The organism is Nocardia araoensis NBRC 100135 (genome assembly GCF_000308435.1).
GTDB lineage: Bacteria > Actinomycetota > Actinomycetes > Mycobacteriales > Mycobacteriaceae > Nocardia > Nocardia araoensis.
Genome location: NZ_BAFR01000017.1, coordinates 28,177 through 54,154 on the forward strand (window position 1 = coordinate 28,177; position 25,978 = coordinate 54,154).

Here is a 25,978-nt window from a genome sequence, read left to right on the forward strand (position 1 = left end):
GCCGAGAGCGGCGTTTCGGCGTGACATCGAGGGAATGCGGGCGGTTGCCGTCCTGGCCGTCGTGCTGTTCCATGCGAATGTGCCGGGAATCAGCGGCGGATTCGTCGGTGTGGACATCTTTTTCGTCATTTCCGGTTTTCTCATCACGGGAATGCTGCACCGGGAAGCGGCGGCCACCGGCGCCGTCGAGCTGGTGCGGTTCTACGGCGCGCGAGCTCGCCGCCTGCTGCCTGCCGCAGGCGTCGTCCTGGTCGCCACGGCGATCGCCGCGGTCGTGCTGCTGCCGCCGCTTCAAGCCCGCAGAGCGCTCGGCGACGGGATCGCGAGCGCGCTCTACGCGGGGAACTATCGGTTCGCCGTGCAGGGCGCCGATTACCTCGCCGCGGATGCGTCGCCCTCACCGTTTCAGCACTTCTGGTCGCTCGGGGTGGAGGAGCAGTTCTATCTGATCTGGCCCGCGCTCGTCATCACGACGACTTGGCTCGTGCGACGGCGGCGCAACGCCTCGATCACGGCGCTGCCGTACCTGATCGTGCTCGCTGTCGTGGCCGCGCTCTCCTTCGGCGTCGCGATGACCTGGACCTGGAGCCTGCCGCCGTGGGCGTTCTTCGCGCTGCCCGCACGGGCCTGGGAGCTGGCGGCGGGCGGCATGGTGGCGCTGTCGGCCGTCTTCTGGTCCCGATTGCCGGGATGGGTTTCCGCCAGCGCGGGCTGGGCGGGGGCCGTATTGATCGTCGTCGCCTGCGTGCGGCTCGACGAGAAGATCCCGTATCCCGGTATCGCGGCGCTGCTGCCCGTGCTCGGCGCGGTCCTGGTCATCGCCGGCGGCTGCGCCGCGCCGCGATTCGGGGTCGGTCGCGTGCTGGCAGTGCCCGAGATGCAGGCCATCGGCAGACTGTCCTACTGCTGGTATCTCTGGCACTGGCCGGTGCTGGTGCTGGCCCCGCACGCGCTCGGCCGCCCCCTCGGGCTGGTCGGTGCGCTGGGCGCGGTCGCCATGGCCGGTGGGCTGGCCGTGCTCACCCAGCGGCTGATCGAGAATCCGGTCCGCTTCGCCGCCCGCCTGCGCGGCTCGGGCAGGCTCAGCCTGGCCTGCGGTGGTGCGAGCACCGCGCTCGCCATCGGTGTGGCGCTCGCGCTGCTCGTGGTCGTGCCCGCGCCGGTCGGGCGCGGCACGGCGGCCCGGAGCCTCACACTGACGACACCGGCCGCACCGGCCACTCCCACCGCCGACCCCTACGACGCGGCGATCGACCAGTTGACGGCGCAGACCCAAGGGGCGGTCGCCGCCTCCGCCGAACTTCGTGACGTCCCGTCGAACCTCACACCCTCGCTGTCGAACGCGCGCGGCGACCGAGCGGAGGTGTTCGACAATGGTTGCTTCCGTTCCTGGCCCGACGTGGGCCAGGCCGAGTGCGCTTCCGGTGATCCCGATTCGGCCACCACGGTGGCGTTGGTCGGCGATTCCCACGCGGCGATGTGGCAACCGGCCTTCGAGAACATGTCCGTAGCGCGCCATTGGCGGCTGGAGACCATGGCGAAGGTCACCTGCCCGCTGCTCGATCTGCCCATCACGAGTCCTTATCTGGGGCGGACGTACACCGAATGCGAGCAGTGGCGCGAGCAGATCATGACCCGCCTGCGGCGCGAGCGACCCCGGCTGATCGTGGTGGGCATGTCCCGCCGCTACGGCGGCGACTTCGGCTTCGTGACCTACGACCCGGCGTGGATCGACAGCCTGCGTCGCCTGGTCGCCCAGCTGCGCGAGATGGGTGCGGCGGTCCTCGTGCTCGGCGGTGTCCCCGACCCCCATGCCACCGTGCCCGCGTGTGTGGCGGAGCACATCGACGACGCCTCGGCATGCGCCCCCGCCCGTGCGGTCGCCGTGGACGACGCGGGCATCGCCGCCGAGCGTGCTGCGGCGACGGCGGGCGGCGGGCAATACGCCGACCTGACCTCGCTGTTCTGTACCACCGCCCGCTGTCCGGTCATCGTCGGGAACACCCTCGTCTACCGCGACGACAACCACCTCACGAGCGGCTACGCCACGACGCTGGCGCCGGTCATCGGCGCGCTCGCCGAACGCGCGCTGGCGCGCGGCTGAGCCGTCCCGTGGGAAGACATCGCGCCCGTCCTGCGTTACATCCGGTCACTGCCGCACCCGCGCCCTGCGGGAAGGGCCGGTAACCTGCGGGGTTGTCGGTGGGGTCGGGGAGAATGGCGGGGATTCCAACTGAGGAGGGACTGTGAACGACGGTCCGCTGATCGTGCAGAGTGACAAAACGCTGCTGCTGGAGGTCGACCACGAGCTGGCCGATGCCGCGCGGCAGGCGATCGCGCCGTTCGCCGAGCTGGAGCGAGCGCCCGAGCACGTGCACACGTATCGGGTGACGCCGCTGGCGCTGTGGAACGCGCGCGCGGCCGGGCACGATGCCGAGCAGGTGGTGGACGCGCTGGTCAGCTTCTCCCGGTACGCGGTGCCGCAGCCGTTGCTGGTCGATGTGGTGGACACGATGGCCCGCTACGGCAGATTGCAGCTGGTGAAGCATCCCGCGCACGGGTTGACGCTGGTCAGCCTGGATCGCGCGGTGCTGGAGGAAGTGCTGCGGCACAAGAAGATCGCGCCCATGCTGGGCGCGCGCATCGATGACGACACGGTGGTGGTGCACCCGTCCGAGCGCGGCCGGATCAAGCAGATGCTGCTGAAGATCGGCTGGCCCGCCGAAGACCTCGCGGGTTACGTCGACGGCGAGGCGCACCCGATCGAACTCGATTACGCGACCGACGGCTGGCACCTGCGCGACTACCAGCAGATGGCCGCCGACTCGTTCTGGGCGGGCGGCTCCGGTGTGGTGGTGCTGCCCTGCGGCGCGGGCAAGACGATGGTCGGCGCCGCGGCGATGGCCAAGGCGAAGGCCACCACGCTGATCCTGGTCACCAACACGGTGGCGGGCAGGCAGTGGCGGCGGGAACTGCTCGCGCGCACCTCGCTCACCGAGGACGAGATCGGCGAGTACTCCGGCGAGCGCAAGGAGATCCGCCCGGTCACCATCGCCACCTACCAGGTGATCACCCGGCGCACCAAAGGCGAGTACAAGCACCTGGAACTGTTCGACAGCCGCGACTGGGGGCTGGTCATCTACGACGAGGTGCACCTGCTGCCCGCCCCGGTCTTCCGGATGACCGCCGATCTCCAGTCCCGCCGCAGGCTCGGCCTGACCGCCACGCTGGTGCGCGAGGACGGACGCGAGGGCGACGTGTTCTCGCTGATCGGCCCGAAGCGCTACGACGCGCCGTGGAAGGACATCGAGGCCCAGGGCTGGATCGCCCCCGCCGACTGCATCGAGGTCCGGGTCACGCTGACCGACGCCGAGCGGATGGCGTACGCGACCGCCGAGCCGGAGGAGCGCTACAAGCTGTGCTCCACCGCGCACACCAAGATCGCCGTGGTCGAGTCGATCCTGGCCCAGCACCAGGACGCGCCGAGCCTGGTCATCGGTGCGTATCTGGACCAGCTGGACGAACTCGGCGTCGCGCTCGACGCACCCGTGATCCAGGGGTCGACGAAGACCAAGGAGCGCGAGGAACTGTTCGACGCGTTCCGGCGCGGCGAGATCCCGGTGCTCGTGGTGAGCAAGGTGGCGAACTTCTCCATCGATTTGCCGGAAGCGTCCGTCGCCGTCCAGGTTTCGGGTACCTTCGGCTCGCGACAGGAGGAGGCGCAGCGTCTCGGGCGGCTTCTGCGTCCGAAACACGACGGCGGACAGGCGCATTTCTACTCGGTCGTCGCGCGCGACACCTTGGACGCCGAATACGCCGCGCATCGACAGCGTTTCCTCGCCGAACAGGGGTATGCCTACCGCATCACGGATGCCGACGACTTGCTCGGCCCCGCCATCGGATAAGCGGAGGCATTTCCTCCGCAAACTGTGCTAGGAATGAGGGCGTGCGACACTTCGAATTCGCGGTGGACCGCAAGCACGCCCACGCGGTGAACGAAGTCTTCGCCGACCTTCGCCGCCTGCGCCTGCTGGCGATCGCCGCCGCGGTGGTCGCCGGGGCGGGCACCGCCTTCTTGATCTGGCTGAACCACCCCTGGGCCTACCTGCTCGCGGTCGCCTTCGCGCTCGGCGCGGTGACGGCGCTGTGGGTGGCTCTGTGGACGCCGTGGCATTCCAGCATCGACAAGCTCTACGCGGACGGTGAACTGGTTCCCGCGGTGGTCTCGGAGACACGCCCGTCGGGTGTGGTGCTGCTCGCGTTGGTCGACGTGTCCACGCCCGACACGCGCGATCCGCGCTATGCCTTGGTGACCAGGAAGGTCCGTGACTTGCCTGGTCACCAGGCCAGGGCAGGGGAGCGCGTGCCCTCGGTCGCGGTGCGCACCGACCGTGCCCCGCGCCAGGTGGGCCAGCGCTGGCAATCGGTGAGCGCCATGCCGATCGCTTGGGGCACCACCGACGACTCGGTCATCGCCCGCGCCCGCGCCGCGATCAGCGAGGCCGAGTGGCGGCTGCTCACCGACAATCTCGAACTCGCCGAGAAGGTGCGGCGCACCACCACCAAACGCCTGCTGCTCGATCCGCACCAGCTGCCGGGTGAACTCGGTTCGTGAATCCGGCTGCGGCCGCACGGTTATCGGTTGCGCTGTCGCCTAGACTCGAAGGATGGTTCCAGCGTCCAACCTGCTGGCATTCGTCGCCGCCGCGGTCGTCATCATCGTTGTGCCCGGTCCCGGCGTGCTGTTCACCGTCGGTCGCGCGCTCACGCTCGGCAGGCGCGCGGCCCTGCTCTCGGTGCTCGGGCACGCCATGGGCGTCTACGCCGCCCTGGTCCTGGTCGCGGTCGGTCTGGGCGCCTTGCTCACCGCGTCGGCGCTGGCACTCACCGTGATCAAGTTCGCGGGCGCGCTGTATCTGATGTATTTGGGAATCCAAGCGATCCGTCAGCGTTCGGCATTGCGCGAGGCGCTGAACGTCCGGATCGAACCGGCGCCCAACGCGCGCGTGCTGCGCCAGAGCGCCGTCGTGGGACTCACCAATCCCAAGGCGATCGTTTTCTTCTCCGCGGTGCTGCCGCACTTCGCCGATCCGGCCTCGGGCTCGCTGTCGTGGCAGTTCCTGCTGCTCGGCACGGTCTTCCTGGCCATCGCGCTGGTCTCCGACAGTGCCTGGGCACTGCTGGCCGCCTCGGCGAGGTCCTGGTTCGCCAGGTCGCCGCGCAGGCTGGAGGCGGTCGGCGGCGCGGGCGGGGCGATGATCTTCGGTGTCGGCGCGTCGGTGGCGCTGACCGGAAGCGGCGACTGAAGCCGCTACCATCCAGCGAAGTCGGTGCGCCGGTACCGGCAAGGCGGGGTGGAGAGGGGTGGTTGTTCGTATGTGGTTGTCCGGCCGGGTGTGCGCCGCGGTCGCGTGTGCATGCGCTGCGGTGTCCTGGGTTCCCGCGCATGCGGATCCGCCCCCGGGCCCGCTGGTCGGCGCGCCGGGCCTGGGCGATCCCTACTATCCCCTCGACGGCAACGGCGGCTACGACGTCCAGCACTACGACGTCGGCATCGACTACGACCCGCCCAGCCGGGTACTGGCGGGCACCACCACCATCACCGCGCACGCCACCCAGGCTCTGCGCGTGTTCAACCTCGATTTCGCGGGGCCGGAAGTGCGCGAGGTGTCGGTGAACGGGCTGTCCGCCGGTTTCGACCGCAACGGCGAGCACGAGTTGACCGTGACGCCGGCGCTGCCGCTGCTGCCCGGCCTGCCGTTCATCGTCACCGTCGACTACGCGGGCCCCGCGGTGAACACCGACGGCGAGGGGTGGACCTTCGCTCCCAGCGGCGGCGCGTTCGTCGCCGGTGAGCCGCACTCGGCGACGACGTGGTACCCGCTCAACGACACCCCGCTGGACAAGGCCACGTTCAGCCTGAACGCCACCGTTCCCGCGGAGTGGGAGGTGGTCTCCAACGGCGTGCGCATCGAGGACGTGGTGCGCGGCGACAAGCGGACGGTCCGCTGGGCCAACGCCAAGCCGGTGGTCGGTTACCTGACCACGGTCGCGATCGACAAGTTCGAGTTTCTCGAGCAGCGCAGAGCCAACGGCACTCCGTTGATCAGCGCGTTCGCCCCGAACGCGGAGCAAAGTCAGCGCGAGCTGGAGCAGCGCGTGCCGGAGATCCTCGACTTCGCCGAAAGGCTCTACGGCCCCTACCCCTTCGAGGCCGCGGGGGGCATTCACTTGGACGCGGGCATCTCGTTCTCGCTGGAAACCCAGACGCGCCCGCTCTACGCACCGGAGATCGATCTGCAGACCGTCGTGCACGAGCTCGCGCACCAGTGGTGGGGCGACTGGGTGTCGGTACGCCAGTGGTCGGACATCTGCCTGAACGAATGCTTCGCCAGTTATACCGCCGACTACTTGTGGCCGGAGCGGATGGACGGCAAGAACGTCGACGACCAATATCGCCAGACCATCCGCAAGTACCGCGACAGCGAGAAGTACTGGAACATCCCGTTGGAGAATCCCGGCGCGGGGAAAGAGTTCACCTCCGTCTACTACCGCGGCCCGCTGTTCCTGCACGCGCTGCGCAGGCAGATCGGCGACGAGGTGTTCTTCGCGGCCGTCCGGGACTTCCTCGCCGCGCACGCCTACGGCAACGCCTCGATGCCGGAGCTCCGTGCCTTCGTGCAGTCCAGGTCGCCCATGGACCTGACCGGTTTCTTCCACGCGTGGCTGAACACCACCGCGCCGCCGCCGGAGCAGTACCTGTTCCCCGGCGCGCTGCGCAGCTGACCCGTCAATCGTTCCCGGCGCGCTGCCGAGCCTTCGTCAGTCTGCGCTCGGCTCGCTCCACCTGACGGCGCGCCGCGTGCAGTTCGTCCTTCGCCGATCGCTCGGCCGATTTGCGGAACTGCCGCTGCTGTTCGGCGTGCGCGAGTTCATCGCGCAGCGCGGCGACGCGTTCCTCGGCCGAGGCCAATTCTCCGGTCGCTTCCGCGAGCGCGGCCTGTGCCGAATCCTCCTCGGCGCGAGCGGTTTCGAGCGCCTCCTCGGCCTCCGCCAGTTCTCGGCGCGCACTGTCGTCCGGCTGCTGCCTGTCCTCCGGCGGCCGACTCGCGGCCGCGCGGCCGGACCGCGCGGCCGGTTCGGGCACCGCGAGCAGACCCGGTCCACTCGGTCCGAAGCCTTCATAGCTCGCCGCCGTGGCGAGCGTTCCGGCGCGCAGCCGATCGGCCACCTCCGAGTCGGCGAGCGCCGCCGTCAAGGTCTGGGCGATCTCCCGGACGACGTTCTCGCCGACCGGATGCCCGTGTTCGGCGGCGAGCGCGCCCGCCTTCTCGGCGAGGGCGTTGACCAGTTGCCTGCGCTGCGCGGTCAGGTCGCGCAGCTGTTCGGCCGAGAGTTTCCGCTGCGCGGCGGCCAGCGCCGTGGCGAGCCGCAGCAGGGCGGCCACGTCTTCGGGCGCCGCCCTGGCCAGCAGGTTCGCCGCCCACGCGGTAAGGGTGGGTTTGCGCAGCTTGCCGATGGCGGCCGCCAGCTGCTTGTCACCCGACTGCTTCGCGGCGGCCGCCCGGTCGGCGCGCGCCGCGACGAATTCCGCGGGCGCCAGCCCGTACAGGTCGCGCGCGACGTCATCGACCGTCATACTGCCCAAGCGTAACGACCCGGTCTCGGGCGACGACACACTCCGCATACCGGACAAGAGTCCAGTTGTATGGAATACGCGAAAGGCGTTGCTAGTGAATTACTCTGCGTTCTTCTTGCTCGGCCGTCTGCTCCCCAGCATCCTCGGATATGCGCTCATGGGGCTGTACGGCACGCACAGTATCTAGCGCGCCACTGTTCGAGTCGCCCCGGCGGCTGATGCGGCCGCTCGAGTCGTGCGGGTATCCTCACCGCGTTCACGAGCCCGTGAACGTGTTCGGTGAGAGAGGTTTTCAGGTGAAGTTTCCAGGAACGAGGCTGCTGGCACGGATCGTGCTCGCCCTCGTCGCGGTGGCCGCGGTGGTGGTCACGGTGGCCGGCTGTTCGTTGATCGAGGACGCGGGCAAGTCGGACACCGCCAAGGCCAAGGTCGGCGACTGCATCAACGTCATCGAGGGCTCGGCGGTCGATTCCAAGACCGAACCGGTCGACTGCTCGTCGGACAAGGCCGTGTACAAGGTCGCGCAGTCCTACGACAAGAAGACCGACTGCGCCGCCGACTACACCTCCTACGAAGAGACCCTGGCTGGTGGGACCACCGCCTTCCTGTGCCTGGCGCCGAACTTCAAGGAAGGCAGCTGCTACAACGAGAGCAGCACGACCGGATACAAGCACGTCGACTGCACTGCCTCGGACGCCACCTTCAAGGTGCTGAAGCGGATCGACGGCAAGGCCGACGAATTGCTGTGCGATCAGGACGCCGACGGCTTCCGTCTCATCGAATCGGACCCCAAGGTCACCTTCTGCACGGCCAAGCCCAAGGGCTGATCATTCCAGCAGGGCAACCGACGCGATCCGGTGCAGCGTGAAGTGCCGGACCGCGCCGGTGACCGGGTCCAGCGCGTCCAGCTGCCCGTTGCCCACCTTCAACGGCTCGACCACCCGCTGGGTGGCCACCCCTTGGGCGTCGACGTAGCCGATGTTCACCGACCGCCGCACCCGCGCCGCGAGCTGTAGCAGGGCGAGGGTGGCGGCGGTATTGGTCCGGGTGCCGTCCGTGCGCACCGCTCGACCGGACCGCACACTGGCGGCGCGTTCGCCCGCGCGCAGTTCGGTGACGAGCAGTTCGAGCTGCTCGGTGCTGGGCGGGGTCGGCCGATACGGCTGTCGCGCGGCGGGCCGCACCGAGATCCGCGCGCCCCGCGGCCGCAGATCGACGATCGCACCGGTGGAGTCCTCGCCCGCGGGCGCGAAGCCGGCCGCTCGCAGTTGTTCGAGCAGCTCGCCCAGCGGCGCTTGGGCGATGGCGACGGTCGGCGCGATGGATCGCAGCGCCAGCGCGCCCGCCACCGGCGCCGACAGCACTTGGGCCAGTAACGCCGGGTCGTCACTGCGGATGAACGACTGCGCCATTCCCGCGCGCAACTGGCCGTGGCGGCGGGCCACGTCATCGATCAGATAGGTCAGCGCCTGCGGGATCGGTGTCCGGGAATGCGCGGCGAACAGCGCGTGCAGCTCGGCCGCGGTCAGTCCGGCGTCCAAGGCGCGCCGCACCGAGGACTCCCCGATCCGGTACACCGTTGCGGCGCCCGCGGACTCGACATCGGCGACGAGGGCGACGCGACGCTGGAGGTCAGCGGTCAACGGGCCGGGTGCGATCACCGTCAGATCCGCTTGCACCAGCACGTGGTCCACCGGCTCCGGCAGCGCCGCCTCCATCTCGGCCTCGGCGTCGGCCACACTGGTCGGCGCCGCGTGCAGCAGCGCCCGCGCCGCCGAGCCGAGCGCGCCGCGGCCGATCAACCCGAGCGCCGCCGCCTCGGCCAGCGTCTGTTCGACCACCTCCGGACGGAAGTTCCTGCGCCTGCGTGGCTGCCGCCAGGCCAGCACGCGGCCGATATCGGCCGGGGCCAGCGCCGTGCCGGAGGGGTATTCCGCGAGCAGGCCGAGGATCGCGTGCCGGTCGCGCGGCGCGGTCGGCGTGCGCAGTTCCAGCGACAGCGCGGCCAGCGGTTTGTCGTTGGCGTCGCGCATGCCGATCATCCACGGCATTCGATCCAATTCGAGCCAGGTGAGTCCGAGGGTGGCCCAGCGCCGTGCGGGCGGCGCTTCCAGCCAGGCGTCCACCAGCGGTGTCGGCGCCCAGAAGTCGTCGGTCGTCTCGAAGTCGGGCGGCGGGTCCGGCAAACCCTTCTCGATCAATTTCGCAGCCGCCAGCAGCTCGACCAGCAAACCCGCCCGTGGCTCGTCGACACCGGTCTGCTTGGCGATGCGGCGCAACTCGCGCACGCCCAGGCCGCCCGCGCGCAAGGCGGGAGCCGGGGCTTGTCCGAGCACCTCGAGCACGGCCGCGCAGTGCCGCAGCAGCTCGCCGACCTCGCCCGCGGCGACCGCGTTCACGTCGGCGGGCGTGTGTTTCGTGGTCTCCGGTTGCGGCGGCGTCAGAGCGTGCGGGTGGGTGACGGGTTCCCGCCGCAACACCTGACCGACGGTGACCGGCAGCTCGACGGTCTCGTCATCGATCCAGTGCAGCAGCCTGCGCGCCAGCAGCCGCTGGATCGGCCGGTCGGGCGCCGTGCCCGGTGCGGCGTCCTTGGTGCGGCCACGTGGCCCCGTCGCGGCCAGCTTGTCCAGCAGAGACCTTTCCGCGGGCGACAACTCGGGAAGCGCCGCGACCACCTCGGGTTCGGTGAGTGCGTCGGGGATCTCGGTCGCGGTGCCGATCGGCCACGGCAACGCTTCGGCGGCCGCCGGAATCAGGTGCAGTCCCTGCTCGGCATCGATCCAGACCAGCGCGCGAGCGGTCAGCCGCTCCAGCGCCTCGTCGATCGCGGCGGCGGGCACCCGTTCGCTCAATTGCACATGCAACTCGGCGCGGCGCAGCGGGCCGCCGTCGGTGTGCGTCACCCCGTGCATCGCAAGGGTTTCCACGATGGCGAATTCGAGGGTGTTCAGGTCCTCCGTGGCGCGCAGCACCGACGCGCGCTGTTCGGCGCGGGCGGCGAGCACGGCCATGGCGGAGGGCAGCGGTACGGCCAGGTCGGGCCGAAGCTGCAGCAGCGTCACGAGCTGGGCATCACTGCGGGCACCGAGCCATCCGGCAAGGGAGTCGGTCGCGGTCATCCGATCCAGCCTACGATGCTGGGCGATCGCCCGCCGATGTCCGGAGGTACGGGCTGCGGCGCATCCGGGGCGAGCGGCCGGGCTAGCATGGGGCCGTGGTGAACAAATCGAAGAAATCCTATGTCGACAACGGCTGGCCGAAGGTCGCCGACGGTGACCACGCGGTCACCGAGCTCTCTTCGGCCCGCTCCGGTGGTCTCTCGCCTTATGGCGAGGACACCGAGTTCCCGGTCCCGGCTGAGCAGTTGCCCTACATGCACCCGAACACGGTGATCAACCGCTGAGCGCGCGACCGGAACGTTCTCGGCTACGAAGAAGGGCCCCGCATCCATATTGATGCGGGGCCCTTCTTGCGGAAGCGTTCGGGTCAGGAGGGGAGCAGACCCTTGTTCGCCTCGTAGAAGTTCACGATCGCGGGGTCGAGGGTGACTCCGCTGGACTTGGCGGCGTTGAAGAAGTCGAGAGCTTCCTTGGGCACCTGGACGCCCTGGCTCTGCACGACCTCGAGGGCGCGGTCGACGGCCGAGAAGATCTGCTGCGTGTCCGCGGGCGCGGCGGGCGCGGCCTGAGCGGGCTGCGGCGCGGGGTTCCAGCGCGGGGTTTCGGCGGGCGCGGAGCGCGGGGTGGGTGCGCTGCTCAGGCCCAGCCGCGAGGAGCAGGAGGGCCAAGCGCCCCAACCCTGCGAGGCGAGCACCTTCTCGGCGACCGCGATCTGCTGTTCGCGGGTGGCCTGGTTGGCGCTGGCGGCGTATTCCTGACCGCCGTGGGCGCGCCAGGTGCTGGGCGAGAACTGCAGCCCGCCCTGGAAACCGTTGCCGGTGTTGATGCCCCAGTTGCCGCCGGCCTCGCACTGAGCGAGTCGATCCCAGTCGGAGTCGGGTGCCGCGCTGGCGTTGCCTGCGAAGGCCACACCGGCGGTGCCGATGATGGCCCCGGTCACGGCAACCTTCGCTACCGTGCGTCCGGTCGAGCTTGGCTTGCGATGGCGTCCACTCATATCGGGTTCGTCTTCCTCTCGACGCACCTGCGACGTCTTCGGTTCTGGTTCGGACTGAGAGGTCGTCCGTTCCGCCCTCGCCCCTACGTTTCCGTCGGGGGACCGGTACCCGCGGGGCGAGGCTCGGTGCGGCGGGCCGGTGGTCGCCGGGGGTGCCCCGGCTGGTTAAGACCGTACGACGAACCGCGGGAAAAATCACTATTTGGTAACCGGTGTGTACCAGCGGGTCTCGGCGCGGTATCGGCGTGCAGGGGAAGCCTTCGCGCAGCTAGAGGAGTTGCGGTCGGGACGGTCGCCGGTCGTCACCACTCCGTGATGTAGTCGTAATGTGACGAGGATCACACAATGGAGTGGGTAACGATCGCGGGGGGTAACCGGTGTCGGGCTGGATCGGAGGCGTGCTCTCCGGTTCAGCGGGACCGGCGGCCCGAGCGCAACGCGAACACCAGTGCGAGCACGAACCCGAGTGGGGCGAGCATCGCTCCGAAATAGAGCCAAAGCCCCGGCTCGCTGTCGGTCAGCAAAGGGATCACGAAGATGGCGACGATGGCCAGCAATCCCAGTGCGAACACGGAGAGCGCGAGCTGCAGCAACCAGTCGCCGCGCCGCCGGGGGGCGCCGCCGGATGGGGTCGGAGCGGAAGGGTTCGTCACGGCTCGACGGTAAAACTGATGTGCTTGCGTTATTCGCACCGGGGTAGACTCGATGGCAATCGCGTCCTGCAATCCTGCTGGGCGCGTTCTTTTCGCACAGGAAAAGAGCCGGTTCGCGACCGGCTCGGTAGACGGATGTGCTCGGGCCGTAGGGGTCCGAGTTTTCGATGATGAACGGGTGAGCGCAGTGCCGACCGGCAGGGTGAAGTGGTACGACGTCGAAAAGGGCTTCGGCTTCCTTTCCCAGGACGAGGGTGAGGACGTCTACGTACGCTCGTCCGCGCTGCCCCAGGGCGTCGAGGGCCTCAAGCCCGGCCAGCGCGTCGAATTCGGCATGGCCGCAGGCCGTCGCGGCCCCCAGGCGCTGAGCCTCAAGCTGCTCGAGGCGCCGCCGTCGGTCCGGCAGGGCCAGGAACGCAACGCGCGCAAGGAACCTGCCGCGCGCAGGCACACGCCGGACGAGTTGCACGGCATGGTCGAGGACATGATCACCTTGCTCGAGGCGAAGGTGCAGCCGGACCTGCGCAAGGGCAAGTATCCCGATCGCAAGACGGCGCAACGCATCTCGGAGGTCGTCCGCGCGGTGGCGCGCGAACTGGACCATTGATTCCGCTCGTTCCCGCATCCTCTGCGGCGGCCGTCGGGCCGATGCGGTCGGTCGGGACGGTTTTCGGGGTCTGAAGGCGTTCGGGTTCATCCATGGCCACAGCAGGTTTCGGATGTGGCGGCTCGCCTCAACTGAGGTGAGCGCCGCCACCGAGCCTGCGCCGCGTGCTCCCACGCACACGGCACCCGCGGAGTCCGCGAAAGACGTTGCGCCCGAGGCTCCTAAGCCGTGCTGATCGACCAGGTGGCGTGCGGCACGTAGAACTCACGTCCCGTTTCGTCGCGGGCCAGGATCGGCAGCTGGAACTCGACGCCGATCAGGCGCAGGTCCGGCTCCGGTTTCGAATCGATGGTGAGAGCGAAGGCCCGGTCCGGGTAGTCGTTGCGGCTGATCACCTGGTCGACCTTCTCGCCGTTCGGCAAGAGGTAGACAAGCTGTGCGAGCCAAGGCGCGTCGGCGACCTTCTTCGGAAGCGACAGTTGCAGTGGGTAACCGGCGGGCACTTCCAATTCGACGGTGCGGCCACGGTGGCAGTCCGGCGTGTCCTGACCACAGTTCAGCGTCGTGAACACCGTGCCGGGAACGTTGTCCTCGGGCAGGATGCTGCAGTCCTGCATGGTCACCGAGCAGTAGCTGAACGGCTGCACGGTGACCGTCTTGCCGTGTGCGTAGGCGGTGAGGGTGACGTCGGGCTTCTCGGCGTCGCGGACCAGCACCGCCAGCACGCCGACGAAGGCGACGGTGAGCACGAGCAGGGCGGCCGCGACCAGCGCGGCGATCGTGCGTGCGTTGAGCTTGCTCACCAGATCGGGTCTCCTTGCCCTTGTTGAAAACGTTTGGTGTCGCCGCCGCGGGGCGTCGGATCCTGTGGTGCGCTCGCCGGATATCCGTGCGGCCGTGTCGTCGGCACCTCTTGCTCCGCGTGCTGGGGACGGTTGCCGCCGAGGCCGGGCAGCAGCGAGTGGCCTCGGAAGCTCAGGAAAGTCTGCACCAAGCCGAGCACGAGGATCACGGTGACCACCGCGAAGCCCTTCCAGTAGTCGGTCGGCAGCAGCACACCGGCCGCGCCGCCGACGACCCAGCTCAGCTGCAGGACGGTCTCCGACCGCCCGAAGCCGGAGGCGATCGATTCCGGCGGCAGGTCGTCCTGGATCGAGGCGTCCAGCGACACCTTGGCCAGCGCGCTCGTCGCCGACGCGACCAGGGCGGCGGCCGCCGCGCCGAGCAGGTTGTCCGCGAACGTCGCGAACAGCGCCACCAGCGCGCACGCCGCGGTGCAGCCGAGTACGACCAGCGAGGGTTTGCCGAGCTTCAGCCGCGCGCCCGTCGCATTGCCCGCGAAATTGCCGATCGCCGCGGCCGCGCCCACCGTGCCGAGCATGAGGGCCTGCTGCACCGGGCGGTGCTCGGTCGCCTTGGCGACGAACGCGACGTAGAAGGTGAGGAACCCGGTCAGCACGCGAATGGCGCTGTTGCCCCAGAGCCCGGTCACCACGGCGCGGCCGAGCGGTTGCCTGCGCTTGCGCGGCGGGACCGGCGATTCCGCGCCGGAGGCCAGCACTTCGGTGCGCGCGTCGGCGCCGTGATAGCTCAACGTCGCGGGCACCTCGCCCTCGGTCACCTCCACCCAGGAGGGGATGCGCAGGCTCAGATACGTCCCCCCGCAGGCGATCAGCGCCGCGAAGACCAGGGCGCCGTTCGAGCCTGCGATCGCCGCGGCCAGCCCGGCCAGTGCTCCGGCGCCCATGGTGCCGCCGACCAGACCGAACACCGTGAGGCGGGAGTTGGTGCGGACCAGGTCTATATCCGGGGGCAGCACTCGGGGCGTGACCGCGCTCTTGAGCACGGAGAACGATTTACTGCCGATCATCATGCACAGCGCGAGCGGATACAGCGCCCAGCTGTCGAATTGGAAGATCAGCACTACCGCGACCACCGCGCGCACGGCGAACGATGTCGCCAGCGCCAGGCGGCGACCGCGTTGCAGACGATCGAGCAGCGGCCCGATCAGCGGGGCGATCACCGCGAACGGCGCGATCGTGATCAGCAGGTAGAGCGCGACTTTCGTCTTGCTCTCGGCGGTGGCGCTGGCGAAGAACAAGGTGTTGGCCAGTGCCACCGCGATGGCGGCGTCCAGCGCGAAGTTCGCCATGGTGGCGTAGGTGAGCGCCGTGAGGCCGGACTTGTCCGCGCCGTCGGCCTTGGCGGCGCGCTGGAAGGTCGCGATGCCTTTCTCGGTGAGCTCCCTGCCGCGCATGGCGGCCACGCGGGTGACCGTGAGTTTGCGCGGCATCCGCCGCGCGCCGTCGTCCGCTGGGTCCTCGGGCGGCTGGATCCGATCCTGGGCGGTCGTCTCGGGATAGTCGCGTTCGGCGCGGTCCGGTGTTTCGCCGTACCGGGGCGGCTCCGGACGGTGCGGGAAGACGTGCCGAGCCGGGCGATCGGAACTCTGCGGTTGCTCGGCGTCGGGGCCGACCGGGAAAGGCTTGGTCGGCGGAGGCTGCGCGGGCCGTGGCGCGTCGCGGCGCGGGCTCGGCGGCGGTCCCGGCTGGTCGAGACGCTCGGGGGCGCGTCCGGATCCCGGTCCGAGCGGTGGCAGCGGCCTGCGGCGCCGCGGCGCGTTGGGTGGCGGGTATCGGTCGAAACCGGGATGCCGATCGAACGGCGGGACCTCCTCGCCTTCCCGCCGATCACGGCCGGGACCGGAAGGTTCGCGGGGAGTAGTCACGACGTCAATTCTGGCGCACTCTCGTGTCGGGCGTTCACGCGCGCTCCGGGGTGGCGGCGGAAAGTGATCGTCGTCGCGACCCGCGATCGTGCTCAGGCGGGTGCGAAGCGGACCTCGAACAAGGTCGGCCAGTTCTTGCCCGTGATCAGGAACCGATCGGTGCCGGGCAGTTGGGCGATGCCGTTGAGGGCGTCGGCGCCCGCCCGCGCGGTCGCCGGGAGCAGACCGGCGGCGTCGGCAGTCGCCAGCACCGCTCCGGAGTCCGGGTCGATACGCAGGATCGTGTCGGTGGGCCAGTCGTTGGCGTAGACCGACCCGTCCGCCGCGCACTCGAGTTCGTTCAGGCGCGCGCCGTTGTGGCTGGTCAGTTCGACCGAACCGGTGGGGGCGAAGGTGACCGGATCACGAAAGGTGAGGCGGTCGGTGCCGTCGCTCATGACCAGTCGTCCGTTTCTGGTGCACAGACCCCAGCCTTCGCCGTCGTAGCTCACTCGGCCGCGTTCGGCCAGTGTCGCCGGGTCACGGGCGATGGCCACGCCGTCGTGCCAGGTCAGCTGCCAGAGCGTGGCGCCGGCGACGGTGATGCCCTCGCCGAAGTACGGGGCGGGCAACTCGGTCCTGGCCAATTCCTCCCCGGTCGTCAGCCGGGACGCGCGCACACCGGACGCGCCGGTCAGGCCGGTGCCCTCGTAGAGAACGTCGCCGTCGACCTCCAAACCCTGGGTGAACGCCTTCGTATCGTGCGGGCGGGTGGCGATCACCTCGATATTCATCCTGGGTGTCGGGTCCGCTGTGCCGCCGCATCCGCCCAGGACGAGCAGACCGACCAGCACACTGATGGCCAACGCACGCCGATTGCGCTCCATACGGCAAAATGTAGGCCGTGAGCGCAGTTTCTGTTTCGGAGTCCGGCGTGCGGCCGATCCTGGCTGATGCCGTCGATTTGGCCCGCCGTGCGCTCCTGGAGTTGGAACCGTCGGCTGTCGGTGCGCACCTCGGCGTGATCGCCGAGGACGAGAGCGCGGCGACCCACCGATTCGAGGCCACGCTGCCCGGCTACCGCGGGTGGCAGTGGGCGGTCGTGGTGGCCGCCCCGCCCGGCGCCGACCACGCGACGGTCAGCGAGTCCGCGTTGCTGCCGGGGCCCGATGCCTTGGTCGCACCCGAGTTCGTACCCTGGGAGCAGCGTGTCCGCCCCGGGGACCTCGCCCCCGGCGACCTGCTCGCCCCGCCCGCCGACGACCCGCGCCTGGTGCCCGGCTACGTCGCGACCGGTGATCCGGTGGTCGACGAAGTGGCCTTCGAGGTCGGTCTCGGCCGCACCAAGGTGATGAGCAGGGAAGGCCGCGAAGAGGCCGCCGAGCGGTGGTACACCGAACACGGGCCCGATTCGGAGATGGCCAAGGCCGCGCCGGCCACCTGCGGAAGCTGCGGCTTCTACCTGCCGCTCGCCGGGTCGCTGAGCGCCGCGTTCGGTGTCTGCGGCAACGCCATGGGTGCCGACGGGCGCGTCGTTCACGTCGCCTACGGCTGCGGCGCGCACTCGGATACCGAGGTTCCCACCGGCAACGGGTCGCCGCTGTACGAGGCGTACGACGACGCGGCCATCGACGTGATCTCGCTCGAAACGGACGAGCCGCGCCGCGCCGCGCGGGATGCGAACGAAGCGCGGGCGACCGAGAAGGACGATCGGCCCGGTGCGGCCGATGCGGTCCGCCAGGATGCCGCACAGGATGAGAGCGCTGCTGTGCTCGACAGAGCCGCAGGTGCCGAGGCGCCCGCGGTTTCTGCGGGCGCTGCGGGGAACGAGCACGCAACCGCCGCGGAGGCACGCGCCACCGTCGAGGACTCGAGTGCGGCCGCCCAGCCCGGCGGCAGCACGGCGGTTACCGACATGGATATGACCGAGGCCGTTGTGATCAGCGCCGCCGAGGTCGGTGAGATCGATGCCGCCGCCGCGTTCACCGAAGCGAGCGTTCCGCCGGCCGTGCGCGCGATGTCGAGCGCGGACGATATCGCCGATGCCGTTTCGACGGCCACCGCCGCAGACGAGCCGAGCGTGGCGAGGGGCGACGCGGATGCCCGGACGGTGGAGGCGGAGGAAGTCGCCGGTTCGGATGCCGCGGGGTCCGAACCGGTCGATGCGCCGAGCGCCGATGTCGCCGCGGATACGGCGGTGGAGTCCGATCTCGATGCCGCGGCGGAATCCGAATCGAATGCGAGTTCGTCGGCGTTCCGGCCCGCCGAGCCCACGGCCGCCTCGAGCGCGACCGCAGCGAGTGTGGACGAGGCATCGGGCGCGGTTGCTCCGGTGAGCGGTGCAGGCGTGGAGTCCGCGACGTCCGGATCGACGGAAGTGGGCACGACAGGATCGAGTTCGCCCGAGCCGTCGAGCAGCGCCACGGCATCGGACACTCCGTCGAGCGCGTCGGAGTCCGGGGAAGCAACCGATTCGAGCGGTGACGCATCTGAGCCTGCCGAGCACACCGAAGGCGCCGATGCGCGATCCGGGTCGGGCACCGCTGACGGGCCGGATTCCGAGGCACGGCCGGAGTTCCAGTCATCGCCGCGCAGCTGAGCGAGGCCGCCGACCCGTTCGGCACTTCGGCGCTGCGCGCGGCGGTGCTGGCCGCATGGCGTGATTCGCCGACGCGGTTGCGGGAGGACGCCGCCACCGAGAACGACTTGGTGCGCGCGGGCTACCGGGACCGCTTGCTGACCGAGTTGGCGCAGAACGCCGCCGACGCCGCGCGCAAGGCGGGCGTGGACGGTGCCGTCGTGGTCTGGCTGGACGGTCGTGACCTGCACGTCGCAAACACCGGTGCGCCGCTGGACGTCTCCGGCGTGCACGCGCTCACCGCCTTGCGTGCGTCGGGGAAGTCCGACGGCGAAACCGTCGGCCGATTCGGTGTCGGTTTCACCGCGGTGCTCGCGGTGAGCGACGACATCGAGCTGCGGTCGGCCTCCGGATCGCTGCGGTTCTCTCGTACCGAGACCCGAGAAGCTCTGCGCCACCACGAGGTGCGGTCACCCGCCGTCGACGCGGGCGAGTTCATCCCACCGGTGCTGCGGTTGGCGTGGCCGATCGATGCGCGACCGGCGGATGGTCTCGACACCGAGGTGGTGCTGCGGCTGCGCGCGGACGTGGACGCCGACGCGGTGCTGGCCGCGATGCGCGCCGAAGCCGTCGATCTGCTGCTGGAACTGCCTGCTCTGCACCGCATCCGGATCGGCACGGCCGAATTCGTCAGCAGTGCCGAGGACATGGGTGACGGCATGCACGAGGTCTACGTCGACGGTCCCGGCAGCGAACAGCGCACCTGGTGGCAGTACCGCGCGCCGCGCGCCCGCTGGCTGCTGCCGGTGCGCGACGGCAGGCCGGTGGCCGCCGCGCCCGATGTGCTGCGGGCGCCGACCAGGTCGGACGAGGAACTGTCCCTGCCCGCCTTGCTCATCGCCGACATCCCGATGCAGCCGGATCGTCGCAGGTTGCTGCCCGGCGCGCGGCTCGGCGAACTGGCGGACGGCTACGCGGATTTCGCTCGTGCTCTTCCGCCACGCGACCGGCTCGTGCTCGTTCCCGCGCCCGGTTTCGCCCGCAGCGAGGCCGATGGCCTGCTGCGTGAAGCGTTGCTACGCGAATTGCAGACCCGACCTTGGCTGCCCGTGGTCGCCACGCACCGGCACGGCACCGAATCAGCCGACGGCGCATCGCTCCCCGACGAACCGGATGTGTTCGCTACCGCCGGGGCACTGCCAGCCGGACCGACGCACCACCAGAACGTCGCCATCCCGACCCGCGCCTACGTCTTCGCCGGTCTGACCGCCGAGCTGGCCGACCTGCTCGACGAAGTGGTCGGTCCTCTCGTGACCCCGGACCTCTCCGGGCGCGCGCACACCGAGGCCATGGGCGTGCTCGACGTGCACCGGCTCGGATTGGCGCGGCTGGCGGAATTGTCCGGGGGCTTGGAGCGGCCGCCGAGTTGGTGGCGGTCGTTCTACGCCGCGCTCGAACCGTTCGTGGTGGATCCGCTCGCGGCGGAAGAGTTGGGCGCGCTGGCGGTGCCGCTGGCCGACGGCAGGCTCGTCACCGGCCCGCGCACCGTGGTGCTGGACGATCAGCTCGAGGTCGCGATCCCGCTGCACTGGGCCAGGCTGGCGCACCCTGAGGCCGCGCATCCCCTGCTGGCCAGGCTCGGCGCGCGGTCGGCCACCGCCGAGGATCTTCTGACCGACCCCGGCTTGCGCGCCGATCTGGAGGACCATCCGGGCGATCCCGACACCGCCGATGCCATCCTGCGGCTGGCCGCCCACGCCGACCGGGAAGCCCTGCCTTCCTGGTTGTGTCTGCTCGAATTGCCCGATACCGAGGGCGAATCGCGGCCTGCCGACGAACTGCTGTTGCCCGGCGCGCCGCTGCGCGAGCTGCTCGTGCCCGACGCGCCGTTCGGCACCGTCGACCCGGAACTGGTCGAGCGCTACGGCGCGGACGCGCTGCGCGCGGTCGGCGTCGGCTGGGATTTCGGTGTGATCGTGGAAGCCGATCCGACCGGTCCGGACCATGATCTGGACGACGAGGAACACTGGTGGTCCACGCTGGCGGACGATCCGCCGGAGCTGGTCGCCGTCCGTGACCTCGATCTGATCGATGACGCCGCCTGGCCGGAAGCGTTGCGGCAGTTGGCCGCGACGCCGCGCACCCGCCGCCTGCTCACCGACGCCGACGGTTACACCGCGTGGTGGCTGCGCCGATACGCGCGGGTCGACGGCACTCCGCTGGGACTGCTGCGTCATCCCGCCGACGCCGACTTCGACGGGCTGTTACCTGCGTTCGCCCTCGCCGGCGTCGACCCGGACGCTTGTCGCGCGGTTCTCGCCGACCCCGAGACGATCACCGAAGAGTTGGCCGTCGCTTTGCTGGAGGCGCTCGCCGACGCCTCGCGAACACCCTTGCCGGAAGTCGTTTCCCGCACCCATGCTCGCTTGGCCGCCGCCGTCGCCGCCGGCCTGCTCGACCTCGCCGAACTGCAACCGCCCGATCGCGTGCGCGCGCTCACCGGGGCCGTGGCCGATCCGGAAGACGCGTTCGTCCTCGATCGACCGTGGTTCGGCTTGGCGGTGCCGCCGGACCGATTGGTGGCAGGCGACACCGAAACGGCCTCGTCCCTGGCGGCGCTGCTCGATCTGCCGCTGGTGTCCGAGGCCGTCACCGCCGAGGTGGTGAGCACCGGCCGCCGCACGACCTGGGCGGCGGAGCCGCTGGGAGTCGTGCTGCGCCAGCTGTTCGACCTGCCATCGCAAGGCGGCGAACTGGTCGTGCACCACGATCTGACGGTCCGGCTCAGCGGCGCGATCGAGGCCACGGTCGCGGTGCCCTGGTGGCAGGACGGCTCGGCCGTGCACGTCCGCGCGCCGCAGCCGCGTTGCTGAACTCGGCTACTGCGCCGCGTAGCCCGTGAGCATCTCGCTCAGCAGATCCAACTGCCCGCGCACGCTCTCGCTGTCGTTGTCCACCAGCCAGCGCAGCACCACACCGTCGATGACGTTGAGCGTGAACCGGCTCAGCGTCTGCACCGGAACCGACCACGTGTTGCCGGTGGCGTCGCGTGCGTGCTCCAGGATGTCGGCGACCGTGGAGTCGTTGAAGTTGTACTGCTCGCGCGCGATCGCGAGTTTCGCCGGGGTTTGTTCGCCCTCGCGCAACGCGTAAGTGGTTGTTTCGTATGTGAGCAGCTGTCGTTCCGGAGTGGCTTCAATGTTCAGCCACATGAGTTCCAGACCCGCGCGGATCAAATTTTGAAGGGCTTCTTTTCCACTTCCGACGTCCTGCCATACCGTTTCGTTGGCGTCGACGGAATCGCGTAATTCCATCGACAACGCTTTGACCAGCTCGGTCATCAGCGCGTCCTTGTTTTCGAAACAGTAATGCACCACACCGAGCGAGACGCCGGCCGCCTGAGCGACATCGCGCGTGGTCACGCCCGCAACACCCTTTTTCTCGGCAAGGCCGATCGCGGCCTCGATAAGGTGGGCCCGTCGTTCTTCGACGCTCAATCGGGAGGACACCCAAGGGAGTTAAGCGCCCGCGGCCCGTGCAGTCAATTCATGCACCGGAAAAATCTGGACTGGACGAGTGACCAGTTGTGTGGTTCGCTGCATCGGAACCGAAGGGAGACGGGTATGCCGGTGTCACGCCGAACTGTTCTGACTCGGACCGCGATCGGGACCGCCGCGCTCGCGGCCGCGACGGCGCCCGGGATGAGCGACGCACTCGGCGTTCCGGCGGCCGCCGCGCCGGATTCCGGCGGCTACGAGATCGGCGTCGGAATCTCCGACATCACCGGTCCGGCCGCCGAATGCGGGATGATGGGCTACTCCCAGCTGGAACAGCAGACCGCGGGCATCCATCTGCGCCCGCGGGCGCGGGCGTACATCATCGGCAGCGCGGGGCGGCGGATCGTCTTCGTGGTCGCCGAGAACGGAATGATCTTCCAATCCGTGCACCGCGGCGTGCTGACCGAACTGGCCAGGCGCTTCGGCGATCTGTACACCGAGCAGAACGTCCTGCTCACCTCGACCCACTCGCACGCGACCTGCGGCGGCTCCAGCAACGACTACGCCTACAACCTGTCCATCCTCGGTTTCCAGCAGCAGGTATACGACGCCGAGGTGAACGGGATCGTCGAGGCGATCGCCGCCGCGCACGCCGACCTCGGCCCCGGCTCGCTCGCCCTCGGCCGCGCCGAGCTGCACAACGCGAGCGTGAACCGGTCGCGCGTGGCCTGGGAACTGAATCCACCTGCGGACAAGGAACATTTCCCGGACGCGATCGACCCGGCGGTGACCACTCTCGTGCTGCGCAAGGGCGGGCGGACGGCCGGAACCATCACCTGGTTCGCCACGCACAACACGTCCATGACCAACGCGAACCGGTTGATCAGCTCGGACAACAAGGGCTACGCGTCGTTCTCCTCCGAGCACATCGAGCACGGCGTGCGCTACCTGGACGGCAAGCCGGCATTCGTCGCGGCCTTCGCGCAGACCAACGCCGGTGACATGTCCCCGAATCTGAACTTGCGCCAAGGCTCCGGTCCCACCGAGGACGAGTTCGAGAACACCCGCATCCTCGGCGAGCGGCAGTACGCGGCATCGAAAGAAGCGATGGCTCAGGCCCGATCGATCTCCGGCCCGGTCGATGGGATGCTCTGCTACGTCGACCTGGCGGACATCGCCGTGGACGGCCGTTTCACGCCGGACGGCCTGCCGCGGCGCACCGCACCGGCCGCGGCGGGTGTCTCGCTGATCGCGGGCAGCGTCGAGGACGGTCCTGGCCTGCCCGGCGGTCCGATCCCGGAGGGCGTGCGCAACCCGTTCCTCGCCGCGCTCGGCGACCCCGCCCAGCCCGTGCCGGCCTGGCTGGCGGACGCCCAGGCGCCGAAAGCGATCGCGGTGCCGCTCGGCCTGCTGCCTCCGGTGCCCTGGGTGCCGAATGTGCTGCCGATTCAGCTCGTTCGCATCGGCGAGCTCTATCTGGCCGCGGCGGGCGGCGAGTTCACCATCACGTCGGGCCTGCGCATTCGCCGGGCGGTCGCCACGGCGCTGAACATCCCGCTGGAGCAAGTGCTCATGCAGGGATACGCGAACGCCTACCACGAATACGTCACCACGCCGGAGGAATACGACTCCCAGCAGTACGAGGGCGCTTCGACGCTGTTCGGCCGCTACACCCTGTGCGCCTATCAGCAGGAGTTCACCCGTCTGGCCACGGCGTTCGCCGCCCGCAGGCCGGTGCCGCGCGGCCCGGCCCCACGCGATGTGTCGCAGTTGCAGCCGAATTTCCAAGTGGGCGCCGGGCCGGACGCAGCCGTACCCGGCCATGACTTCGGTGACGTACTCGTGCAACCGCACCCGTCGTACGGCCCCGGCGATCAAGTGCGGGCCGAATTCGTCTCGGCCCACCCGAAACACGACAACCGACGGAACGGGACGTTCCTGGAAGTGCAGCGCAGGAATGCGTCCGGCGAATGGGTGCGGGTGGCCAACGAGGGCGAGTGGGCGGTGAAATACCACTGGAGCAAGCGCGGGCTCGCCGAGTCGGTGGCCCGGTTCACCTGGGACATCCCCCTCGACACCGAGCCGGGACGCTATCGCTTCCAGCACTACGCGACCCGTCTGGCCCCCGACGGCGCGCTCTATCCGGTCATCGGCACGACCGACGAATTCGAGCTGGTCCGAACGTAACCCGGTGGGTTACAGGCCGGTCTGCGCTCCCTTGTCCCCGCGCCGTGCGCCGCGGCGCTGTACCAGATAGATGACCAGTCCGATCAGCCCGACCACCAACCCCATCAGGCAGACCGGACGGGCCGACGCCCACCGGTCGCCGCCTGCCCACACCACCACCGTGGCGACCAGCCACAAAGCGCTGCCGACCGCGAGCACGGGGCGCGGGTCGGTCAGGCGCGGCGGAAGCTGCGGGACTTTCTGTGTCACGGGTTCAGCCTAATCGGCCCTGCCGAGTGGAGTCCGCCCGCTGCGCGCAGAAGAGGTGGTCGCCCCATGGCGGGAAGCCGCGACCGGCCGCCCTCGGTCCCGTATCGTTTGGCACTGTGACAACGCCATCGGATGTCAGAGCCCTTGCTGGTGAGCTCTCGCTGGCGGTCGTTCGACTGACGCGACACCTGCGCGGCCGTCGTGCCGACTCGCAGATTTCGCTGACCCAACTTTCCGCGCTCGCCACGCTGGCCCGTGAGGGCGCGATGACTCCGGGGGCGCTCGCCGCGAAGGAGCGCGTCCAACCCCCGTCGATGACCCGCGTCATCGCCTCGCTCACCGACCTCGATCTGGTCGAGCGCAATCCGCATCCGACCGATGGCCGTCAGATCATCGTCTCGCTGTCCCCGGCGGGCCGCGCGCTCATAGCCGACGAAGCCAGCGCCCGCGAGGCGTGGATGACCGAGCGGTTGTCGACGCTCACCGAGGAGCAGCTCGTCGTGCTGACCCGTGCCGTGGCGATCATGAAGCAGATCGTCACGGAATCCGAGTAGGGCTGCGGCCGCAACGAGTTTCGTCGCCGGCGGCGTGGGTCAGCGGTTGCTCCGGATGATCCCGGCGCCCCACCACAGCAGGCCGCCCGCGATGGTCAGGCAGAGGACGAAGACCGGATAGACCAGGACTCCGTAGTCGTCGGCCCATCGGGGCAGGCGCGTGAGCTGCGTGGCCGCGCCGATGAGCAGCAGCACTCCCAGGGTCACCGCGATCGGCGCGAGTGGCGCGGTGTCCGAGTCGGCCCGGCGGGCGGTTCGGTCGGTCATGGTGGAGCCCTCCTGCGCGGTCGGCTCGGCGCCCGCTCGGGACGCTGTGGGCACTGGAAATAAATCAGTTACCTTCTAGCTAACCTTCGCACGGAGGTGTGATTTCGTTAACACACTGTGACGCGGATCACATGCCGGTCGCAAGTCGGTGCAGCTCGGAGCCTGTGGAGGCTACTGCGCGCCGAACGGCCGGTCGCTGTCCACGATCTCCCGTCCCAGCGGGAAGAGTGAAATCGGTATGAATTTCAAGTTCGCCCAGCCGAACGGGATGCCGATGATCGAGACGAACAGCGGGATGCTGGTGAGCAGGTGTCCCAGCGCGAGCCACCAGCCCGCGACGATGAACCAGATGATGTTGCCGATCAGCGAGCCGGCGCCAGCGCCCGGCTTGTCCACGGTGGTCCGGCCGAACGGCCACAACACGTAGGCGGCGATCCGGAACGACGCGATGCCGAAGGGGATCGTGATGATCAGGATGAAGCAGATGATCCCCGCCAGGATGTAGCCCAGCGCCATCCAGAACCCCGCGAAGACCAGCCACAGGATGTTGAGAATCAACTGAATCGGCTTCATGAGACCAGCATGCCAGGCGGCGCGGCGCGGTGCGCGTGGTCAGAAGAACCAGCCGAGCATCGCGTCCCGCTCCGCGCGGAAGGCGTCCTCGAAAGCGCGCAGCTGCCCGGCCTCTTTCGCCCGTAACCTGTTCGCCGCGGCGAACACCCGTGCGGGATACGCGCCGAGATACATGCTTGCGAGCACGTCGATGCCGAGTTCGATATCGGCCGCCCGATCGGTCGGCTCGCATTCGGCCTGTCCGTTCCGAATCCGCAGCGCGAACGTGCCGCCCGCGTGCCGGAAGGGATCGGTCACCTCGAGCGTCACCTCCAGGTCACTCGCGTAAGAACGCGCCGTCAGCGCCGC

24 protein-coding genes are annotated in these 25,978 nt (G+C 69.6%); 12 read left to right on the forward strand and 12 right to left on the reverse strand.

Annotated features, from left to right (window positions below; all coding sequences use genetic code 11):
• Positions 1–34: 34 nt before the first annotated feature.
• The 5 genes from ON21_RS03165 (at position 35) to ON21_RS03185 (ending at position 6,786) form a co-directional block, all read left to right on the forward strand.
• Positions 35–2,104 (forward strand): acyltransferase family protein, encoded by a 2,070-nt coding sequence (locus tag ON21_RS03165; RefSeq protein WP_245562443.1) that lies wholly within the window; start codon positions 35–37, stop codon positions 2,102–2,104.
• A gap of 142 nt (positions 2,105–2,246) precedes the next feature.
• On the forward strand, positions 2,247–3,905 hold the full coding sequence (locus tag ON21_RS03170) for a DNA repair helicase XPB (protein ID WP_039795076.1): 1,659 nt from the start codon (positions 2,247–2,249) through the stop codon (positions 3,903–3,905).
• Positions 3,906–3,946: 41 nt separating this feature from the next.
• A complete protein-coding gene (locus ON21_RS03175; protein ID WP_083880369.1) occupies positions 3,947–4,615 on the forward strand; it encodes a DUF3239 domain-containing protein in 669 nt (222 codons plus the stop codon).
• Between the two features lie 52 nt (positions 4,616–4,667).
• Complete coding sequence (locus ON21_RS03180) at positions 4,668–5,306, forward strand: LysE family translocator (protein WP_039795078.1); 639 nt, start codon at positions 4,668–4,670, stop codon at positions 5,304–5,306.
• Positions 5,307–5,427: 121 nt separating this feature from the next.
• Positions 5,428–6,786, forward strand: a complete 1,359-nt coding sequence (locus ON21_RS03185) for a M1 family metallopeptidase (protein WP_306307681.1) — start codon at positions 5,428–5,430, stop codon at positions 6,784–6,786.
• 4 nt (positions 6,787–6,790) lie between these two features.
• On the opposite strand, the gene ON21_RS03190 is transcribed toward ON21_RS03185, so the two are convergent.
• Positions 6,791–7,639, reverse strand: a complete 849-nt coding sequence (locus ON21_RS03190; RefSeq protein ID WP_039795082.1) for an efflux RND transporter periplasmic adaptor subunit — start codon at positions 7,637–7,639, stop codon at positions 6,791–6,793.
• 296 nt (positions 7,640–7,935) lie between these two features.
• On the opposite strand from ON21_RS03190, the gene ON21_RS03195 reads away from it, so the two are divergent.
• Positions 7,936–8,466 (forward strand): LppU/SCO3897 family protein, encoded by a 531-nt coding sequence (locus ON21_RS03195; RefSeq protein ID WP_039795126.1) that lies wholly within the window; start codon positions 7,936–7,938, stop codon positions 8,464–8,466.
• Here the strand turns inward: ON21_RS03195 and ON21_RS03200 are convergent, their stop codons facing one another.
• Positions 8,467–10,761 (reverse strand): helicase-associated domain-containing protein, encoded by a 2,295-nt coding sequence (locus tag ON21_RS03200; RefSeq protein WP_039795084.1) that lies wholly within the window; start codon positions 10,759–10,761, stop codon positions 8,467–8,469. It abuts the gene before it with no gap.
• A 95-nt stretch (positions 10,762–10,856) separates the two neighbouring features.
• Here ON21_RS03200 and ON21_RS03205 point away from each other — a divergent pair, with 95 nt between their 5' ends.
• Complete coding sequence (locus ON21_RS03205) at positions 10,857–11,045, forward strand: hypothetical protein (protein WP_039795086.1); 189 nt, start codon at positions 10,857–10,859, stop codon at positions 11,043–11,045.
• Between the two features lie 83 nt (positions 11,046–11,128).
• Here the strand turns inward: ON21_RS03205 and ON21_RS03210 are convergent, their stop codons facing one another.
• Together ON21_RS03210 and ON21_RS03215 are read right to left on the reverse strand one after the other, a co-directional pair.
• A complete protein-coding gene (locus tag ON21_RS03210; protein ID WP_039795088.1) occupies positions 11,129–11,758 on the reverse strand; it encodes a resuscitation-promoting factor Rpf1 domain-containing protein in 630 nt (209 codons plus the stop codon).
• A 410-nt stretch (positions 11,759–12,168) separates the two neighbouring features.
• A complete protein-coding gene (locus ON21_RS03215; RefSeq protein ID WP_051020261.1) occupies positions 12,169–12,411 on the reverse strand; it encodes a hypothetical protein in 243 nt (80 codons plus the stop codon).
• Positions 12,412–12,598: 187 nt separating this feature from the next.
• Here ON21_RS03215 and ON21_RS03220 point away from each other — a divergent pair, with 187 nt between their 5' ends.
• Complete coding sequence (locus tag ON21_RS03220) at positions 12,599–13,018, forward strand: cold-shock protein (RefSeq protein ID WP_039795090.1); 420 nt, start codon at positions 12,599–12,601, stop codon at positions 13,016–13,018.
• Positions 13,019–13,239: 221 nt separating this feature from the next.
• Here ON21_RS03220 and ON21_RS03225 read toward each other — a convergent pair whose 3' ends face one another.
• From ON21_RS03225 to ON21_RS03235, 3 genes are all read right to left on the reverse strand, one after another.
• A complete protein-coding gene (locus tag ON21_RS03225) occupies positions 13,240–13,821 on the reverse strand; it encodes a DUF2771 domain-containing protein (RefSeq protein ID WP_039795092.1) in 582 nt (193 codons plus the stop codon).
• A complete protein-coding gene (locus ON21_RS03230) occupies positions 13,818–15,746 on the reverse strand; it encodes an MFS transporter (protein WP_039795094.1) in 1,929 nt (642 codons plus the stop codon). Before ON21_RS03230 ends, ON21_RS03225 begins: the two co-directional genes overlap by 4 nt.
• Before the next feature lie 92 nt (positions 15,747–15,838).
• Positions 15,839–16,612 carry a glutaminyl-peptide cyclotransferase gene (locus ON21_RS03235; protein WP_039795096.1) on the reverse strand — a complete coding sequence of 258 codons (774 nt, stop codon included), beginning with the start codon at positions 16,610–16,612 and terminating at the stop codon, positions 15,839–15,841.
• Between the two features lie 17 nt (positions 16,613–16,629).
• Between ON21_RS03235 and ON21_RS40910 the strand changes: the two genes are divergently transcribed.
• Both ON21_RS40910 and ON21_RS03245 read left to right on the forward strand, forming a co-directional pair.
• Positions 16,630–18,324, forward strand: coding sequence for a DUF3027 domain-containing protein (locus tag ON21_RS40910; protein WP_039795099.1), 1,695 nt, complete (start codon positions 16,630–16,632; stop codon positions 18,322–18,324).
• Positions 18,325–18,368: 44 nt separating this feature from the next.
• On the forward strand, positions 18,369–21,176 hold the full coding sequence (locus ON21_RS03245) for a sacsin N-terminal ATP-binding-like domain-containing protein (RefSeq protein ID WP_083880371.1): 2,808 nt from the start codon (positions 18,369–18,371) through the stop codon (positions 21,174–21,176).
• 6 nt (positions 21,177–21,182) lie between these two features.
• On the opposite strand, the gene ON21_RS03250 is transcribed toward ON21_RS03245, so the two are convergent.
• On the reverse strand, positions 21,183–21,800 hold the full coding sequence (locus ON21_RS03250) for a TetR/AcrR family transcriptional regulator (protein WP_245562444.1): 618 nt from the start codon (positions 21,798–21,800) through the stop codon (positions 21,183–21,185).
• 126 nt (positions 21,801–21,926) lie between these two features.
• Here ON21_RS03250 and ON21_RS03255 point away from each other — a divergent pair, with 126 nt between their 5' ends.
• On the forward strand, positions 21,927–23,987 hold the full coding sequence (locus ON21_RS03255; protein ID WP_039795104.1) for a neutral/alkaline ceramidase: 2,061 nt from the start codon (positions 21,927–21,929) through the stop codon (positions 23,985–23,987).
• A gap of 9 nt (positions 23,988–23,996) precedes the next feature.
• On the opposite strand, the gene ON21_RS03260 is transcribed toward ON21_RS03255, so the two are convergent.
• Positions 23,997–24,236, reverse strand: a complete 240-nt coding sequence (locus tag ON21_RS03260) for a DUF2530 domain-containing protein (protein WP_039795106.1) — start codon at positions 24,234–24,236, stop codon at positions 23,997–23,999.
• Positions 24,237–24,352: 116 nt separating this feature from the next.
• Here ON21_RS03260 and ON21_RS03265 point away from each other — a divergent pair, with 116 nt between their 5' ends.
• Positions 24,353–24,790, forward strand: coding sequence for a MarR family winged helix-turn-helix transcriptional regulator (locus ON21_RS03265; protein ID WP_039795108.1), 438 nt, complete (start codon positions 24,353–24,355; stop codon positions 24,788–24,790).
• Positions 24,791–24,829: 39 nt separating this feature from the next.
• Here the strand turns inward: ON21_RS03265 and ON21_RS03270 are convergent, their stop codons facing one another.
• The 3 genes from ON21_RS03270 to ON21_RS03280 all read right to left on the reverse strand — a co-directional run.
• Entirely contained in the window at positions 24,830–25,057 is a 228-nt protein-coding gene (locus ON21_RS03270; RefSeq protein WP_157170693.1) for a hypothetical protein, read from the reverse strand.
• Positions 25,058–25,228: 171 nt separating this feature from the next.
• Complete coding sequence (locus ON21_RS03275) at positions 25,229–25,630, reverse strand: YccF domain-containing protein (protein WP_039795112.1); 402 nt, start codon at positions 25,628–25,630, stop codon at positions 25,229–25,231.
• A gap of 39 nt (positions 25,631–25,669) precedes the next feature.
• On the reverse strand, positions 25,670–25,978 hold a 309-nt coding region (locus ON21_RS03280; protein ID WP_174372116.1), incomplete at its 5' end, for a sterol carrier protein domain-containing protein.

Coding starts and splice junctions, on each gene's coding strand:
- ON21_RS03235 (WP_039795096.1), bottom strand. CDS start 16,612: ATGGAGCGCAATCGGCGTGCGTTGGCCATCAGTGTGCTGGTCGGTCTG.
- ON21_RS03210 (WP_039795088.1), bottom strand. CDS start 11,758: ATGAGTGGACGCCATCGCAAGCCAAGCTCGACCGGACGCACGGTAGCG.
- ON21_RS03190 (WP_039795082.1), bottom strand. CDS start 7,639: ATGACGGTCGATGACGTCGCGCGCGACCTGTACGGGCTGGCGCCCGCG.
- ON21_RS03275 (WP_039795112.1), bottom strand. CDS start 25,630: ATGAAGCCGATTCAGTTGATTCTCAACATCCTGTGGCTGGTCTTCGCG.
- ON21_RS03200 (WP_039795084.1), bottom strand. CDS start 10,761: ATGACCGCGACCGACTCCCTTGCCGGATGGCTCGGTGCCCGCAGTGAT.
- ON21_RS03165 (WP_245562443.1), top strand. CDS start 35: ATGCGGGCGGTTGCCGTCCTGGCCGTCGTGCTGTTCCATGCGAATGTG.
- ON21_RS03180 (WP_039795078.1), top strand. CDS start 4,668: ATGGTTCCAGCGTCCAACCTGCTGGCATTCGTCGCCGCCGCGGTCGTC.
- ON21_RS03255 (WP_039795104.1), top strand. CDS start 21,927: ATGCCGGTGTCACGCCGAACTGTTCTGACTCGGACCGCGATCGGGACC.
- ON21_RS03270 (WP_157170693.1), bottom strand. CDS start 25,057: ATGACCGACCGAACCGCCCGCCGGGCCGACTCGGACACCGCGCCACTC.